Source organism: Mycobacterium sp. smrl_JER01, from assembly GCF_048513595.2.
In the GTDB taxonomy this organism is placed as follows: Bacteria; Actinomycetota; Actinomycetes; order Mycobacteriales; family Mycobacteriaceae; genus Mycobacterium.
Genome location: NZ_JBLXXK020000001.1, coordinates 2,469,517 through 2,484,089, shown reverse-complemented (window position 1 = coordinate 2,484,089; position 14,573 = coordinate 2,469,517). Strand labels below are relative to the sequence as shown.

Sequence of the window (14,573 nt, the reverse complement as noted above, 5' to 3'; positions counted from 1 at the left end):
CCGGCCCGCGCTCGCACGTAGTAACCCCCGAATACGAATCTCTCCGGAACGCCGCGGCCCGTACCGGGTTCTCGGTGTACAAGTTCCGCGACCTGGTCACCAGCGGCGCGCTAACTGCCTACCGGCTGTCTGACAAACCCGGCAGCGCTATCCGCGTCCGTGTCCGCGATGTTGACGCGCTAATGAAGCCCGTCATCCCCGCTGAGATCACGGCGAGCCGGTGATCTCGATATACCTGCGCAAGGACTCTCTCCATGAAATGGGTTCTGTGCGAGCCAAACTGCCCCCCGTAATGCGTATAGCGGGCCACCAGGCGCGCGCGATGGCCTCGACGCGTTGTTCCCGGTGGCCCGCCACCAACGACACCCGATCCTTCCCGACCAGGAGAGAACCGAATACATGAAAAAGAATACCAAGGTCGATGGCCCGCGCGCCGCACAGCTGACGGAGCTACTCGCCGGGACGCCAGCGCCCGATGATCACGACGGAGTGCGTGAATACCTGCACCGGGCCGCCGGTTTGGGCTGCGCACCGTTGCTCGTCATGCCCGGCACCAAACAGCCCGCCGACATGCGCACCGTGCGCACCCGCAACGCCGACGACAAGGCCGCCCAGCAGGCCGCCAAGGACGCCGGGCGCAGCAACTGGGCCAAGGTCAAGAGCCCCGCCGGGGTGCACCTAGCCACAGCCGACACTGCGGTGCTGGACGGCTACCTGGACGAGTACATCCGGCATTACTCGACGTGGGTCCATGTGCTGCCTGACGGTTCGCACGGCACCGACGCCGGGGTGCCGACGGCAAAACAGATCAAAGAGGGCCTGGTCGCCATCAACGAGCCCGCCGCGGTCAACATCGCCATCGAGGTCGGGGCGTCGCGCATGGTGGTTGTCGACTGCGACACCGCTGAGCAGCTGGCGGCGTTCGTGGGACGGGCGGGCGCACCGCGGGGGACCGAACCCACGGTGCGGTCTCCTGGCCAGCGCGATCTCCGCACCGGCGAGATGGTCCACAAGGACGGTGGTCACTTCTACTTCACGGTGCCCGACGGGGTCGAGCTGCCGTCCAACCTGGGCACGTTCAAGGCACCTGATAACCAGGGCGGGTACGCGGTGCTTTGGGGTCGCAGCCGCTATGTCCTGGCCCCACCCAGCGTGCGCCCAGAAGGGCCGTACCAGGCGACCGGCGGGGTGCATGTGGCACCGGCGTGGCTGTTGGACGACATCGCCGCCGGGGCGCAAGTTCATGCCGACCGTGCTGCCCAGCGGCGGGGACACGCTCACGCCAGCGGCGACAAGATTACGGCCTGGGGCGCGGCGATGACATGGGCGGAGATTCTGGCCCCGACCGACTGGGTCAACACCGGAAAGGCCGACAGCTGTGGTTGTGACATCTGGACCGCGCCGGGTCCGCACGCCTCGCCAAAGTCAGCCACCGCACACGAACCCGGCTGTGGCGTCATCCAATCTGACGACCCGGTCCTGGTGGTGTGGACCGACGGGGACATCACCCCATTCGACGCCGTGGCGGTGCCCACCGGCGACGGTCAACGCGCCGTTACCCGGCTGCGGGCTTGGGCCGCGATCCACCACAACGATGACGACGGAGCCGCCATGACCGCGCTGAACCTGCATCCCGACACGTCGGCGTTGGGCTTCGGCGACCCCGTCGCCGAGGGTGAGCCCGGCCGCACCGACAGCGCCACCCAGCCGGGCCAGGCGGCCGGTCAGCGTGCCCTGCGGGTAACGTGGGCCTGCGAGATCGAACCGGAGCCCGTGGTGTGGCTGTGGGTGGACATCTCTATGCGTAACACTGCCGGTCTCGCGCCTGAGGGCACCACAGCCCCTGACCCGTTCTCCGTCGTGGATATCGCCTGCGTGGTACCTGGTCACACCTGGACACCGCCCGAAGTCGAAACCAACGGCCGGATCGCCTGCGGCATGGTTTCTATTGCCGCGGGTCGGGAGGGGTCGGGCAAGTCTAGCTTCGGTATCTGGTTGGCGTCCAAGGTCACTCGCGGCACTTTGCCGGGTGCCCATTATGGCGTGCCGAAGCACGTCTACTACCTGGCGACCGAGGACAGCTGGAAGCACACGCTGGTGCCACGTCTGATGGCCGCCGGGGCCGACCTGACCAAGATCGCCCGTGTCGAAGTCAAGGTGAACGAGGGCGCGACCGTGACCATCAGCCTGCCTGACGACGTGGACCTGCTGACCCGGTCGATCATCGACCACGACGTGGCTCTGGTCGTCGTAGATCCGCTGATGAGCACCCTGGGGTCGGGTCTGGACGCCAACGCCAGCCGCGACGTGCGCACGGCACTGGAGCCTTTGGCGGCCATGGCCGACCACACCGGGGCGTCGGTAGTGGCCATCGCGCACTTCAACAAGGCGACGGGGCTGGACTCCCTGAGCCGTATTACCGGCAGCGGCGCGTTCAAAGACGTGGCGCGCGCAGTGATGGTCTTTGCCGACGGCGGCGACGAGCGGGTGTTCACCCAGCCGAAGAACTCCGTCGGCCGCAACGACCTGCCGTCGCTGGCCTACAAGATCAGCGGCGAGGTGGTCGACACTCCGAAAGGCAAGACGTCAACGGGCAAGTTCACCTTCACTGGCCTGGCCGACCGCACCGTCGATGACATGCTCCACGACGAGCGCAAGCGCGGACGCGGCAAGTCCGACGTGACCGCGTTCCTGGTGGACTATCTCACTGAGCACGCCGACGAACAGACCGGTGAGGTCGCCGCCGCGGACGTGATCACAGCCGCAGAGGGCAAGGGGTTCACTGAGAACCAGATTAAGCATGCACGCCGCCGGTGCGCTGATCCGAAGATCAGCACCCGCCGTGAGGGTTTCGGCGACGGGGGCAAGACCTTCTGGAAGATCGAACGACAGACGCGTTGACCGTCTCGCGCGCGTGCGCGCGCGTAGACACCCGGCACTTATGGCACCTATGGCATCTATGGAGGTCAGAGGGTGTTTTGCCGTTGGCACCTATGGGGCACCCACGTCAACACCCATGGCACCTATGGGGTTTCATAGGTGCCACATCCAGCCCATAGGTGCCGTCATAGGTGCCACATAGGTGCCAATTGTCTACCTGGCCTGACCTGGTGGTTTGTCATAGGTGCCATAGAAGCCAACATGTGGGGTCGCGCGCGCACGCGAGCACGGCACCGTCGACCGGAACCAGGAGCTGGGTGGCGTCAAACCGTATGCCGCGCAACCACAATGCCGCCGTCTGGTCGTATTCTCGATTGCACTGTCATGCGGTACGAATGCGGTATGGCCCCGAAGATGTCCGCGTTTGCGTCGCAGCAGCGCGCCGCCGAAGCGTTCAACCTGCGCGCCAGTCGGTACTCGTGGCGGGAGGTAGCAGAGCGGCTGGGCTACAGGTCCATTGGCGCGGCACAGTCCGCGGTCAGCCGTCATGTTGCGCGCGTCCGGCGCGAGTCCACAGAGACCACGGTCGAGAGCCACAAGGCCGCCATCGAGACGCGCACCCGCGCGTTGTCGCAGCGATTCGTGATGGCGTTCAAGGCGGGCGACGACGACACCATGGTCACCCTCAACCGCGAGATCGCCCGCAATGAGGGCGAGCTGGCCAAGCTGGGCGGCATGTACATGCCCGAGCGCAGCGAGATGACCGTCACCGTGGACCAGACCCCGGCCGCCATCATCGACCGGATGGAAGCCGAGCTGCTGGCCCTGGCTGCGCAGCGTCAACCCCAACAGGCCCTGCAGGGCAACATCATCGACGCGGAGGTACTGCCATGACCACAACGACCGACGACATCATCCGTGCGGCGACGTCCGTTGCCCGCGACGCCGCCGAGGGACGGCTGACCCCTGCCGACATCGAACGGCAGGCTGTAGAGGAACTTTCGGCGCTGATGCTGATACCCGCGGACCCTGGCACAGCCTTGGCCGACCTGCGCATCGAAGTCGCGCGTCGCGTACTTGCCGAAGGCGGCCTACCCGCCGACGAGGTCGCTGAATGGTTAGCGGTACAGCGCCGCCGCGAGAACCCAAACCTCGACGCTGTAGCAGCCCCTGACGCCCTGCAGCTGCCCGACGGTCCCGACGTGCTGCCTGCCGACGTTGCGGCCGTCCTAGACGACCTGGACCCCGAAAGCGACCATGCGCCAGACTATCTCGCTGGCGTCGACCATGCCAACGAAGACCCGGTGCCTATTGAGCCGTTCGATGCCGATTCGAACGACGGGTACGTGCCACCGCAGCGTGGCGCGAAGTTCGGCGGGCACATTGCCGCCCGCGGGTTCGGCACCCCCACCGACAATGGACCGCATGAAGCGTCGTGATCGGGATCGGTTGGCCAAGCTCGACGGTGCCCGCCGACATACTCGCCCGGCTGCTCGACGCCGTAGAGCGAGGCGAGATCGAAGCGACTGCACCGGAGCGGGCACGGCTGGCGGCCCTGGTGGCCACCCTGCACGAGCTGTAGGCAACGATGTCCGTAACACTGTCGCCCGTCACCGTTACAAACTAGGCTGATCTGCATGGCCACCAAGCGCGTCACACGCACCCGTCCGACCGCTCCGACGGGAATCGCAGTCGGGTACCTGCGGGTGTCGACTGACGAGCAGGCAGACAGCGGCCTCGGCCTCGATGCGCAGCGCCGCACCATCGAAGTCCATGCGGCAGCGCGCGACATCACCATCGTGGAGTGGTTCACCGACGCCGGGGTGAGCGGGACGGTCCCGCCGCACAAGCGCCCGGCGATGAGCGGGGCGCTGGCTGCGCTCGCCGACCGTCGGGCGTCGATCTTATTGGCTGCCAAATTGGATCGGGTCAGCCGGTCGATCAAGGACGCGCTGAACCTGGACCATCTAGCTACCACGCAGGGCTGGGCGGTCACGACGGCCGACATGATGATGGACACCGCTACCCCCGCCGGGAGGGCGGCGATGAACATGCTCTTGGTCTTCGCCCAATTCGAACGCGACATGATCGCCCAGCGCACCCGGGACGCGCTCGCTATAAAGAAGGCTCAGGGCAAGCAGCTCGGCAAGCCGTCGCAACTCCCTGCCGAGGTTGTCGAGCGGATCTGCCGAGAGGCATACGACGGTGCTCCGCTGCGCACCATCGCCGCCGACCTCATGACTGACGGCATCCCGACCGGCAGCGGCTCACCCAGGTGGTACGCCGCCCAGGTGCGCCGCGTCCTTGACAGCCGGGCCGGGCTGGCAGTCACCGAGCGAATCGACCTCGCCACCACCTGATGCAGGAGCCAACAATGAAGCGACGCATGAAGATCGTCCGGCGCATACCGACACCGGCGGCCGTCGAACTCCGTGACGACACGGACGAGTACGGCGACGCCGAACTCCTCGCCGCGGAAGCGTGGGACGACATGGTGTGGTCGCTGCGACGACGGGTCAGTGACGCACCCGAGGTGGACCTGGGCGGGTTCAGCGACACGCTTCGCTAGGCGCGACACGCCGAAGCCCCCAGACCAGATTCCGGCCTGGTGCCGTTGCACTCGGGACAATGCCGCCGTGCTGACGACGGTGCTGCTAAACCCGGCGTCACACCCGCCGGAGCGCCCTCGCTTAATGGGTTAACTTGGTTACCTGCAAGGGATTTGGGTTCAACGAGCTGTGCCGCGTATGCTCCCCCGCGGCGTAGCGTCGGTGACATGAGCGCACCAACCACCGCGGTGGACCCGGCCTCCCAGCCGCGCCAGGTATGGGCCGCGCGGCTGGGCTATCTGAAATCGCGCGGGCACGCCGATGACCACCCCGACGTCGTCACCTGCCGCGAAGCCTTGGCGTACTACCGCATTTCGAAGTCGGTGGCTGCCGAGACGGGCCACCTGTCTGGTCCCGGCGCTGACCGTCTGGTCGCCCAGCTGCGCCAGGCGGTGGCCCGGTGACGCGTAAAGGCAGGGCCACGACGCCGACGATCAGGCCGACGACACCCAGCACGCCGTCCATTGGAATCCGCAGACCCTCCACCCCGTCGACCACCAAGAGAGGCCGCTAAGCATGAGCAGGGTCATCGACCGTAAGCGCCCGTTCAAGCGGCGTTACGTTGCGGCACCCACGCCACCGACGCCGCTGCCGCCCATGCTGCGGTCGGCTCTGCCCACTGACGCTGACCAGTCCCTGTTGCGCGAGCGGCGGCGCAGCTATCAGCCGTTCGTGCTGGGGAGCACCTACGTCAATCACCACGAGGTGCGCGACGTCTGCACCGCGGTGGCTGTGGGTACCTCACAGCTGCCCCGTCCGCTGGTCATGTGCGGCGACGTCGCAGACATCGCCGACGCCGTCCACGAGCTACAAGTCGTCACCGTCGGTCTTATCGCCACCGACCGGCACCTGGCCGTCGATCAGCGCGCCCGCACGGTGCAGGCTGCCGCCGACCTCGCTGTCCGGCCTGCGCTGCCTGACATCACCGACCAGATGATCGTGTCCGGCTCCTGGCTTGACGTGCTGGTGGCCTATGTCGAGCCCTACAGCGCTGACCTTGCCGACCTGCTGGGCCGGGCGCTGCCGCCGGACGCCCCAGAGCTGCGCGGAGGCCCTAGCGTCAGCGAGCGTGTCGTCAAGGCGCTGCGCGAACTCGACCACGGCGTCCTGGTCGCACAGCGTCGGCTAGCCAGAGTGGCCGACCGGCAGCGACTTCCGTCGGTCGCGGACTACAACCAGGCGCAGCGGGACCGGCTCGACGCCGAACGACGCGACCGCGCCATGGCCAAGCTCACCCGCGCCACCCGCTGACCCAAGGAACAGGACACCACCATGGCTGCGCCGACGCTCGGCACCCTGACCACCGAAATCAATTCGAGTCTGCGGCCCATCATTGTCGACGCGCCGCCGGTCAACCCGTCGCCGAACGGGTTGTGGGCTGCGACCACCTGGACCGACATCCCTGCGGATCAGCCCAGCCGGTTCCTGACCGGTGTGCTGCTGCGGCAGCGCAACTTTGACGGCCTCAACGCCGCGGGCATCTGGGGTGCGCACTGGTGCGCCAACCCTGACGACCTCACCGACGACGACATCAAGGACGGGTTCCGCACACCCGACCTTTTGCCGTTCGACGCCTACACCATGTGGGGGTACGACGAGTGCGATCTGACCGCACCTTCCCGAACCGAAGTACGCGAACGCGCCGCCCAGGCTCTAAAGCTGAACGAGCAGCAGATGTTGGAACGCGAATTCGCCGCGCGTCTGCTGGCCGACGCGGGCACCCCAGCCACCGCGCCCAGCATCACCAAGGCGGTCGGCCGACTGGAAGGCCACCTGGCCAACGCAGGTTTGGTCGGCGTCATCCATGCCGGTGCCCACTGGGCCGCCCCACTGGCCGAAGCAAACCTGCTGCGCCCCAATGGCAGCGGCTACCGCAGTCCCATGGGGCATCTGTGGGTACTCGGCGGCGGCTACGTCGACGGGCTCACGGAAACCCTGGTGGCCACTGCGCCCGTCTACGGCTGGCGCGACCAGCCCACGGTGCGCACCACCGTCAAGGCCGACCACAACCTGTTCGTCGCTGTCGCCGAACGCTCCATCGCGCTCGCCTACGAACACTCCCACGGCGCAGTGGCTATCACGGGATGACACCGTCGCCGGTGCCGGTCACGGGCTGGCCGTGGGCCGCGTGGCCGGTACCGGCGACCTAACACCACCAACCAAGGAAGGCACCCACCATGACCGCCGCCGCCACAACGTTCCGGCCACCGGCCACCACCCCTGAAGCGCGCCGCAAGCGACGGTTGGAGCTAAAGCTGTCACCAGCCGCGTCTCCCAGCTTCCGCGCCTTCGCCAAGACGGTGAACATCGCCGAACTGGACGAGGCACTGGTCGCCGTGCACGAAGCGGGCCACGCCGTAGCCGGGGAGGTCCTAGGGGGCCGCGGAACGGTGCACAGCGCCGTCACCACACCGTCCTTCTCGATGACCGGTGTACAGGGCAAGACGTTCTACACCGACGCGCTCGACGCCCAGATCAAGGGCTCGGTGGCATTCGCCGGGTCCTATGCCGAAGCCCGCTGGGCAGCTGGACCCCGGCCATCGACACGTGCCGTCGCTGCCGCCCGCGCCCGCCATGGCTGCAGCGACGACGCCGTGGTCGCCGCACTGGTTGCTTCTGGTGACTACCACCATCGCGCCTGCGACCGGGTGCTGGAAGGCTGCTGGCCCGCGGTGATGACCCTGGCAGGCAAGTTGTTCACCGACGGTGAGGTCACCGGCACCGATGTCCTCGCCGCGCTGGGCTGCGACGAGCAAGACCACGCAGGCACGGCATTTCGGCTCGCCAACCTGCGGTCCGGCCTGCTGACCCTTTAGGGCCACCCCGCCCACCCGTGCCTCGGCGGGTAGGCGCTGCCAAATCACCGACACCTTGCTCTACACCATCGACCGAAACGAGGACCCCCATGACCACCACCTTGACCCCCAACGCCACGGCCCTCGAAGACATCAAGGCCGCCATCCTGCACGCGCTGCCCGCCAGCGACCTCATGCCTGTGCCTAAGCTGCGCAAGCTGATCCCCGGCACCTGGTGGCAACAGACCCACGCCCTGGGCGAACTGGAACAGCACGGCCACGTCTACGTCCTCAAGGTGCGCGGCACACCGCTGGTGACCCGGCCACTGTTCCCGCCCTCACCGGACGTGTGCACCCGCCCGACGATGGTGCTGCCCTGATGGCCCGGCGCAACGCAGCGGCCACGCGGGACCGGCCCGCGGCGGTGTCGACGCTGACGGCCGCGCGCACGCTGGCCGCGGTCGCAGGCCGCCGACGTCCAGCATCGCCGGCCGACCTGGCCGCCCGCCTGATCCCCGGTTACCGGGTCACGCCGACCATCCAGCTGCTTTCCGACGAGCTGGTCCGCGCCGCCACACAACCCGACGCGCGGGTGATCCTGACGTGCCCGCCGCGCACCGGCAAGTCGGTGCTGGTCAGTCAGGTGTTCCCGGTGTGGCTGCTGGCCCGCGACCCCGACACCGAGATCATCGTCAAGTCCTACGGCGACGACCTGGCCGAAGAACACAGCGCAGCAGCGCGGCGCATGGTGGCCGACAACGCCGACCTGGTCGGCATCACTTTGGCCCAGGACAAGAAAGCCGTTGGCCGCTGGCGGGTGCAGGACCACCGCGGCGGCATGCTTGCCGGTGGAATCCTGAGCAGCACAACCGGCTTCGGCGGTGACGTGCTGATCGTGGACGACCCCGTCAAAGGTGCCCAGGAAGCCGACAGCGCCGCCTACCGTCGCCGCCTGGCTGCCGAGTTGCGCGCGTCCCTGCTGACCCGCCTGATGCCCGGCGGAGCGGCCATCGTCGTGTTGACCCGTTGGCACGAACACGACATCGCTGGTGAGCTACTAGGCGAACCCGGCAGCCGCTGGCGGCACGTCAACATCCCCGCGATCAGCACCGCCGGGGTCCCCGACAGCCTGCACCGCAACCGCACCGGCGTGGCCATGGTCAGCGCCATCGGCCGGACAGCTGACGACTTCGCCGAGATCCGGCGCGGCGTCGGGGAACGTGTCTGGGCGGCCATGTACCTGGGCGTGCCCAGCACTCCCGAAGGCGGCTTGATCAAGGCGGCCTGGCTGGACGACTGGCGCATGCCAGTAGCACCGGCGACCCCGATCAAGACCGTCGTCGCGGTGGACCCCGCCGACAGCGGCGAAGGTGACGAAACGGGCATCGTCGCCGCTGCCCTGACCGCCGACGGCACCACCGTGCTGCTCGCTGACCAGTCCGGCCACATGACCAGCGACGCCTGGGCCACCAAAGCCGTACAGCTGGCACTCGATGTCGGCGCATCGGAGATCAGTGTGGAAGCTTTCGCCGCCGGAACCACCTATACCCGCGTCGTCAAAGAGGCCCTGGCCCGCGCCCGGCCCGACCGGCACATCATCGTGTCGCCGTGGCCGCCAAGGGGTTCAGGCCGCGGGAAGGGTGACGCCGTCGCCCGCGCCGCCGCCCTGCTGCAAGCCGCCGAAGTCGGCACCTTCCGCCTGGCCGGGCACCACCCCGACTGGGAAGCCCAGGCCGTCGGCTGGCAATCCGGCCAGCACCAGCCAGACAGAGTCGCCGCCGCAGTGATCGCCCATGACGTCCTGGTCCACGCCGCCGCGGGCCGGATGACCCTGGCGGCGCCCATTGGGCGCATAGGCGAGCACCGCAGCGGCCGACAGCACCTGCCCGGCACGCACAACGGACCGATGAACCGCTTCGACCCATGGGCGCGCCGCCTCGGAGGCTGAGCCCGATGAGGCCACACTCGTTGCATGCCTGACGATGACAAACCGCTCTACGATCCCGACCGCACCGTCCTAGAAGACCTTGACTTCAGTGACCCCGAAGTCGCCATGGCCTATCTCGACCATCCACATACTCAGCAGCTACACAACGACCTCGGTCGACTGTTTCGCAATCTGCCTGCGTCTGATCAGCAGCTACAGATACGTAGATACCTGTTCGACCTAGGTGGGCAGCGAGCACAAGTAGAAGAGCACCTAGCCGACGTTGATCACGACGCACCTGAGCGTCCGGCGCTAGAACAACTTCTGGCGGCGATCAACAAGAACATCGAGGCTGCGCAGTCACGAATGCACGAACTCGGCTAACGACGTCCGGTTCGGCAAAATGGAATTGCGTCTGATTAGATCCCGGCGAAGTATTTCGACACTGCGACGGTGCCGTCGAAATAGTTGGCGTGGGTCACCATGACAGTTTCGATCGAGTCTGACCCAATCAGCACGATCTCGATCGAGTCGGAGGCCCCAGACTTGTCGAGGTGCTCTCGTTCCAGCTTGGCATACTCAGCCATCGCTGCGCGTGTGTCAGATCCGAACTCGCGCATCTCCACGAGTTCTGCCCGATCGTGGTCAAAGACCAGCAGAAAGTGCTTCAACGATGCACTCATGAGCGATCTCCTCGCAGATAGGGTTGGGCGGCCTGTCTCAGTGTATATACCCGTTGCAACAGGTCCACATCGACCGTTTGGCCGTGTTCTTCCTGGGCCATCGCGGCTGAGACGGCCTGAAACCATTCTCGGACAGGTGCTGGCCCACCGCCAGACTTAATCGCGAGTCCGAATCGCGACGTCACGCTCTCTACGGTGAACGCCCATTCGTGCTGGACGCGAGTGCGAAGCTGCACCTCGATCAGCCTTCCGTGGTAGCGAACGATCACGTGCACCGCTCTGTACCCATCTGGCTTCGGCGTCTCGATGTAGTCGCGCACCTTGACCAGGGTCGGGCCGCTGGCTCGGTAGCGCCCCAAGACGCTGTAGACCTCTGGGATATCAACGAGTACTGCGCGGCAGCCGCCGATATCAGCCATCCGCCCGAGGTTCATGCCCGGCTCGCGGTGCAGCTTGCTAATGATGGTGGGAATGCGCTTGAGTCGCTGCGAAATACGTTTGACATCAACACACTTCGCCGTCGCCACACGAGATCTGAGGCCCATAGTTGCAGCGGCTAAAGGCGTTGCATGCGCTGAGCGCCATGCGACCAGGACGTCCAGCGCCTCGACTGCGCGTTGTATATCGTCGCTGGTCAACAGCTGCTCCTTCATCACCACGGCGCGAAGATGGTCGCCCGCCTTATTGACGGCACTGACGCTGGGTACAGCTGCCATGGTGTGAAGTTCGCCCTTCGTGCGCGACCCGTTGGTTGGGGTGCTGAGTTTATCGACTGCAGCCGACGGTCCCCGCCATGACGCGCTGCATACACGCTGCGACTCGGCTATGTGTCGCCGCTGATGAACGGCTCTATGATCTCCTCGGCGAGGATCGTCTCGCAGATATACATCCGATCACCCAAGTCAGTGGTCGTCATCGGTGGCGAAGCGTTCGCTACCCACTCGGTGACGTCCAGAGCGCTTTCCGTTGCATCGCTGATATCCATGTGCTCTTTGACGTCCAGCTGATCGAACCCGACGGGTGCCTCTATGTCGAGAAGCCGCATCGGGGACGTTTCGTCTATCGGAACTCGGCCCTTTCCAAGCTCTGCGAGGTGATTCGTGACCAGCGCTAGCGGTGGTTCCAAGCCGACGCGCATCTTCACGATGTGCACCGCCAGGGCATGCCCCCGGCGGTGGCGGTCGATGCGCGCAAGTTCCTCGATCCACCACAATACGTTCGCTTTATGGTCGGGCTCTGCGTTGAACGGCTGGCAGACTCGCAGGTCCGCGAAGGTCGCGTCCGAGAACGCCTTCAGTGCTTCACGGTGTCCCTGGCTGTCGTATTTTGCCGGGTCCGTCTTGATCGGGAAGTAGATGCGGCGTTCGTTCGGCGGGGGGTTTTGACCACTGTCTCGTACGGCGACGTAATAAGCAGCGCCATCGAGCGACGCTCGCAATAGGTACAGCCACTCTCCGAACAGCGTGCTGATACGGACCGGCAACGGCTCGACAGTGTTGATCACCAACGACCAGCGCCCGGCGTGCTCAGCGTCTGGGATCAGGTCGCACCGACGGGGCAGTCGGTATAAGTACTCCTTCCAAAGCGCGCCGATCGACTTGCGAACGTCGCCCGCCCTTCGCAGCCGGTCGCGTATGACTTCAATGTCCGGTTCGATTGGCGGCATGCCCGGCAGGATAGCCAGCCGCACCGCCAGGGAGGTCGCACGCGCACCCTACTTTGTCGGGCCGATGTTCCGGCAAACAATTGCGGCCCCGCAGATCAGCGCAGTTCCCACTCTGAACACCTCGGCGCACTGTGCGGCGACGGCATCGGGATTCCGGTGCACCCGTGCAGTGGAGTCCGTGTCCGGGGCCTTCAGGTCCATCTCGTGCGAGATCTTATTCCTTGCGAGAAAGAAGTCATCGAGCGCTGTGAGGTCGTCGTTCGGGACGTCAGTTTTCCGGATGCCGAGCGTTTCGCGCACCCGCGTCCGAAGGTCGGAGCTGCCCTGGAAGCTCGCCTTCGTCTTCTCTCCCAGATATGTACTGAGCATCTGCTCCGAGACGTCGATCGACAAGACTGCGGCGCGGAACGATTCGGTTACTTGCGGTCGCGCCAACTGCTCTCTGATGTACTGCTCGAATTGCCCCCGCGCCCCAGTCCCCGGCTGTTGTGCGAGGAAGCGGCCTACGTCGTTGACGAGCCGCTTCATCGCAGCATCCAACCCAGCTGAGGTGAAGACGATGGCAGATCGCAGTACATCGACCTCAACCTTTGACATACGTCCTTTGGTCGATGAGTTAGCCGATCGCCGCGCATCATCGAGTACCGCGACAGCAGAGAACAAGCCGGTCACGGAAGCGTGAGCGCGACCTAGGATTCGGTAGGCAGGGCGAACGTGCGGTGCGTGGCCAGATGGTCCAGTCGGCATCTTCCCAATACCGCTTATGGTCACCGCCGTCGCGTTGCTCGTCATGCCGGGATCGTAGTCAGCCACAACGAACTCGGCGCGAAGCTGTGCGCGTCCGTATCTGCCACGGGTGAACTGACCCGCGTCAAGCGACCTGCGCGAACGGTGACAAGAAGCAATCCGCACCAAATTTGCACGTATGTTGCACGCGGTAGGAAAAAAGGGGCTTGACCTGGTGGTCCCGGCTGGGTTCGAACCAGCGACCTTCCGCGTGTGAGGCGGACGCTCTCCCACTGAGCTACGAGACCGGGCAATTCGCACAAGCGAACGAGGCAGAAGACTAGCACGGAGCGGCGGTCGGACATGAATCCCCTGCTCGGGCAGTTCGCCGCTTCACCGCGCCGAACGGCACCGCCGCCGGTAACCTGCCGGGCATGAGCGCTCGGCGTCCGCTCCGCCCATGAAAATTCTGATGACTGCAGCCCTGGCGGCGGCTGCGGTATTGGGCGCCCCGGCCGCGGCGGCCGACATCATCGGCTTCACCTCACCGAGCGGAAACATCGGCTGCATCCTCGACGAGGACATGGTGCGGTGCGATATCGCCGCGCGGGACTGGTCGCCTCCCCCACGCCCGGACGACTGTCCCGACTTCACCGATTACGGACAGGGCATCTACGTCAATGTGACCGGCCCCGCCGCCTTCGTGTGTGCCGGCGACACCGCACTGGGCAGCGGCCCCGCCCTCGAGTACGGCCAGTACCGGGCCGGCGCGGGCATCAGCTGCACCAGCGAGCCGTCGGGCATCCGCTGCTCCAATACCGACGGCCATGGCTTCGTGTTGTCACGGCAGGCATACCAACTGTTCTGAGCGACGGCACGCCGCGCACGCAAGGGATTTGTGCATGCCCAACTGCGTGGACTATCGTTCTGCATCGCGACGGGCGACGATCTCGCCCGTGGCGCGCGGATGTAGCGCAGTTGGTAGCGCATCACCTTGCCAAGGTGAGGGTCGCGGGTTCGAATCCCGTCATCCGCTCGAGGTGCAGGCATCAACCCCAGCGGTGGAGTGGCCGAGTGGTGAGGCAACGGCCTGCAAAGCCGTGCACACGGGTTCGATTCCCGTCTCCACCTCCAATGGTGTTCCCGGCGCGATTAGCTCAGCGGGAGAGCGCTTCCCTGACACGGAAGAGGTCACTGGTTCAATCCCAGTATCGCGCACCAGCGTCAGCGCACGTGAGGCCCGGTTTCGACCGGGCCTTCGTCGTTTCCGCGCAATAAACGCGCAAT

18 protein-coding genes and 4 tRNA genes are annotated in these 14,573 nt (G+C 66.0%); 17 read left to right on the top strand and 5 right to left on the bottom strand.

What is annotated here, in order from left to right; translation table 11 throughout:
* Nucleotides 1-399 precede the first annotated feature (399 nt).
* From ACNUDN_RS11835 to ACNUDN_RS11775, 13 genes are all read left to right on the top strand, one after another.
* Complete coding sequence (locus ACNUDN_RS11835; RefSeq protein WP_419122117.1) at nt 400-2,901, top strand: AAA family ATPase; 2,502 nt, start codon at nt 400-402, stop codon at nt 2,899-2,901.
* A gap of 393 nt (nt 2,902-3,294) precedes the next feature.
* The gene (locus ACNUDN_RS11830; protein ID WP_419122116.1) at nt 3,295-3,774 is read left to right on the top strand and encodes a hypothetical protein; all 480 of its coding nucleotides are present in this window, start codon (nt 3,295-3,297) and stop codon (nt 3,772-3,774) included.
* Complete coding sequence (locus ACNUDN_RS11825; RefSeq protein ID WP_419122115.1) at nt 3,771-4,319, top strand: flagellar hook-length control protein; 549 nt, start codon at nt 3,771-3,773, stop codon at nt 4,317-4,319. The genes ACNUDN_RS11830 and ACNUDN_RS11825 overlap by 4 nt, the downstream gene beginning before the upstream one ends.
* Nucleotides 4,316-4,462: a hypothetical protein gene (locus ACNUDN_RS11820; RefSeq protein WP_419122114.1), complete on the top strand. Its 147-nt coding sequence runs from the start codon at nt 4,316-4,318 to the stop codon at nt 4,460-4,462. The genes ACNUDN_RS11825 and ACNUDN_RS11820 overlap by 4 nt, the downstream gene beginning before the upstream one ends.
* 55 nt (nt 4,463-4,517) lie before the next feature.
* On the top strand, nt 4,518-5,240 hold the full coding sequence (locus ACNUDN_RS11815; RefSeq protein WP_419122113.1) for a recombinase family protein: 723 nt from the start codon (nt 4,518-4,520) through the stop codon (nt 5,238-5,240).
* A gap of 14 nt (nt 5,241-5,254) precedes the next feature.
* The gene (locus tag ACNUDN_RS11810) at nt 5,255-5,449 is read left to right on the top strand and encodes a hypothetical protein (RefSeq protein ID WP_419122112.1); all 195 of its coding nucleotides are present in this window, start codon (nt 5,255-5,257) and stop codon (nt 5,447-5,449) included.
* 207 nt (nt 5,450-5,656) lie between these two features.
* Nucleotides 5,657-5,893, top strand: coding sequence for a hypothetical protein (locus ACNUDN_RS11805; RefSeq protein ID WP_419122111.1), 237 nt, complete (start codon nt 5,657-5,659; stop codon nt 5,891-5,893).
* Between the two features lie 112 nt (nt 5,894-6,005).
* Entirely contained in the window at nt 6,006-6,740 is a 735-nt protein-coding gene (locus ACNUDN_RS11800; RefSeq protein WP_419122110.1) for a hypothetical protein, read from the top strand.
* A 21-nt stretch (nt 6,741-6,761) separates the two neighbouring features.
* Nucleotides 6,762-7,577, top strand: a complete 816-nt coding sequence (locus tag ACNUDN_RS11795) for a hypothetical protein (RefSeq protein WP_419122109.1) — start codon at nt 6,762-6,764, stop codon at nt 7,575-7,577.
* Between the two features lie 89 nt (nt 7,578-7,666).
* Complete coding sequence (locus ACNUDN_RS11790; RefSeq protein ID WP_419122108.1) at nt 7,667-8,305, top strand: hypothetical protein; 639 nt, start codon at nt 7,667-7,669, stop codon at nt 8,303-8,305.
* Between the two features lie 89 nt (nt 8,306-8,394).
* A complete protein-coding gene (locus tag ACNUDN_RS11785; protein WP_419122107.1) occupies nt 8,395-8,664 on the top strand; it encodes a hypothetical protein in 270 nt (89 codons plus the stop codon).
* Nucleotides 8,664-10,232 (top strand): hypothetical protein, encoded by a 1,569-nt coding sequence (locus ACNUDN_RS11780; RefSeq protein ID WP_419122106.1) that lies wholly within the window; start codon nt 8,664-8,666, stop codon nt 10,230-10,232. Before ACNUDN_RS11785 ends, ACNUDN_RS11780 begins: the two co-directional genes overlap by 1 nt.
* Before the next feature lie 24 nt (nt 10,233-10,256).
* Complete coding sequence (locus tag ACNUDN_RS11775; RefSeq protein ID WP_419122105.1) at nt 10,257-10,595, top strand: hypothetical protein; 339 nt, start codon at nt 10,257-10,259, stop codon at nt 10,593-10,595.
* 35 nt (nt 10,596-10,630) lie between these two features.
* Here the strand turns inward: ACNUDN_RS11775 and ACNUDN_RS11770 are convergent, their stop codons facing one another.
* The 5 genes from ACNUDN_RS11770 to ACNUDN_RS11750 all read right to left on the bottom strand — a co-directional run bounded on the left by ACNUDN_RS11770 (nt 10,631) and on the right by ACNUDN_RS11750 (nt 13,594).
* Nucleotides 10,631-10,894, bottom strand: coding sequence for a hypothetical protein (locus tag ACNUDN_RS11770; RefSeq protein WP_419122104.1), 264 nt, complete (start codon nt 10,892-10,894; stop codon nt 10,631-10,633).
* Nucleotides 10,891-11,610, bottom strand: a complete 720-nt coding sequence (locus ACNUDN_RS11765) for a RelA/SpoT domain-containing protein (protein ID WP_419122103.1) — start codon at nt 11,608-11,610, stop codon at nt 10,891-10,893. Before ACNUDN_RS11765 ends, ACNUDN_RS11770 begins: the two co-directional genes overlap by 4 nt.
* A 107-nt stretch (nt 11,611-11,717) precedes the next feature.
* Nucleotides 11,718-12,560: a hypothetical protein gene (locus ACNUDN_RS11760; protein ID WP_419122102.1), complete on the bottom strand. Its 843-nt coding sequence runs from the start codon at nt 12,558-12,560 to the stop codon at nt 11,718-11,720.
* A gap of 48 nt (nt 12,561-12,608) precedes the next feature.
* Nucleotides 12,609-13,232 carry a hypothetical protein gene (locus ACNUDN_RS11755; RefSeq protein ID WP_419122101.1) on the bottom strand — a complete coding sequence of 208 codons (624 nt, stop codon included), beginning with the start codon at nt 13,230-13,232 and terminating at the stop codon, nt 12,609-12,611.
* A gap of 287 nt (nt 13,233-13,519) precedes the next feature.
* Nucleotides 13,520-13,594: transfer RNA gene (locus tag ACNUDN_RS11750), tRNA-Val, on the bottom strand.
* Between the two features lie 164 nt (nt 13,595-13,758).
* Between ACNUDN_RS11750 and ACNUDN_RS11745 the strand changes: the two genes are divergently transcribed.
* From ACNUDN_RS11745 to ACNUDN_RS11730, 4 genes are all read left to right on the top strand, one after another.
* Nucleotides 13,759-14,154, top strand: coding sequence for a DUF6636 domain-containing protein (locus tag ACNUDN_RS11745; protein WP_419122100.1), 396 nt, complete (start codon nt 13,759-13,761; stop codon nt 14,152-14,154).
* A 95-nt stretch (nt 14,155-14,249) separates the two neighbouring features.
* Nucleotides 14,250-14,322 (top strand) — tRNA-Gly (locus ACNUDN_RS11740).
* A gap of 24 nt (nt 14,323-14,346) precedes the next feature.
* A tRNA-Cys gene (locus ACNUDN_RS11735) sits at nt 14,347-14,420 on the top strand.
* 12 nt (nt 14,421-14,432) lie between these two features.
* Nucleotides 14,433-14,507 (top strand) — tRNA-Val (locus ACNUDN_RS11730).
* The last annotated feature ends 66 nt before the right edge of the window (nt 14,508-14,573 follow it).

Coding starts and splice junctions, on each gene's coding strand:
- ACNUDN_RS11835 (WP_419122117.1), top strand. CDS start 400: ATGAAAAAGAATACCAAGGTCGATGGCCCGCGCGCCGCACAGCTGACG.
- ACNUDN_RS11830 (WP_419122116.1), top strand. CDS start 3,295: ATGTCCGCGTTTGCGTCGCAGCAGCGCGCCGCCGAAGCGTTCAACCTG.
- ACNUDN_RS11825 (WP_419122115.1), top strand. CDS start 3,771: ATGACCACAACGACCGACGACATCATCCGTGCGGCGACGTCCGTTGCC.
- ACNUDN_RS11815 (WP_419122113.1), top strand. CDS start 4,518: ATGGCCACCAAGCGCGTCACACGCACCCGTCCGACCGCTCCGACGGGA.
- ACNUDN_RS11810 (WP_419122112.1), top strand. CDS start 5,255: ATGAAGCGACGCATGAAGATCGTCCGGCGCATACCGACACCGGCGGCC.
- ACNUDN_RS11805 (WP_419122111.1), top strand. CDS start 5,657: ATGAGCGCACCAACCACCGCGGTGGACCCGGCCTCCCAGCCGCGCCAG.
- ACNUDN_RS11800 (WP_419122110.1), top strand. CDS start 6,006: ATGAGCAGGGTCATCGACCGTAAGCGCCCGTTCAAGCGGCGTTACGTT.
- ACNUDN_RS11795 (WP_419122109.1), top strand. CDS start 6,762: ATGGCTGCGCCGACGCTCGGCACCCTGACCACCGAAATCAATTCGAGT.
- ACNUDN_RS11790 (WP_419122108.1), top strand. CDS start 7,667: ATGACCGCCGCCGCCACAACGTTCCGGCCACCGGCCACCACCCCTGAA.
- ACNUDN_RS11785 (WP_419122107.1), top strand. CDS start 8,395: ATGACCACCACCTTGACCCCCAACGCCACGGCCCTCGAAGACATCAAG.
- ACNUDN_RS11780 (WP_419122106.1), top strand. CDS start 8,664: ATGGCCCGGCGCAACGCAGCGGCCACGCGGGACCGGCCCGCGGCGGTG.
- ACNUDN_RS11775 (WP_419122105.1), top strand. CDS start 10,257: ATGCCTGACGATGACAAACCGCTCTACGATCCCGACCGCACCGTCCTA.
- ACNUDN_RS11770 (WP_419122104.1), bottom strand. CDS start 10,894: ATGAGTGCATCGTTGAAGCACTTTCTGCTGGTCTTTGACCACGATCGG.
- ACNUDN_RS11765 (WP_419122103.1), bottom strand. CDS start 11,610: ATGGCAGCTGTACCCAGCGTCAGTGCCGTCAATAAGGCGGGCGACCAT.
- ACNUDN_RS11760 (WP_419122102.1), bottom strand. CDS start 12,560: ATGCCGCCAATCGAACCGGACATTGAAGTCATACGCGACCGGCTGCGA.
- ACNUDN_RS11745 (WP_419122100.1), top strand. CDS start 13,759: ATGACTGCAGCCCTGGCGGCGGCTGCGGTATTGGGCGCCCCGGCCGCG.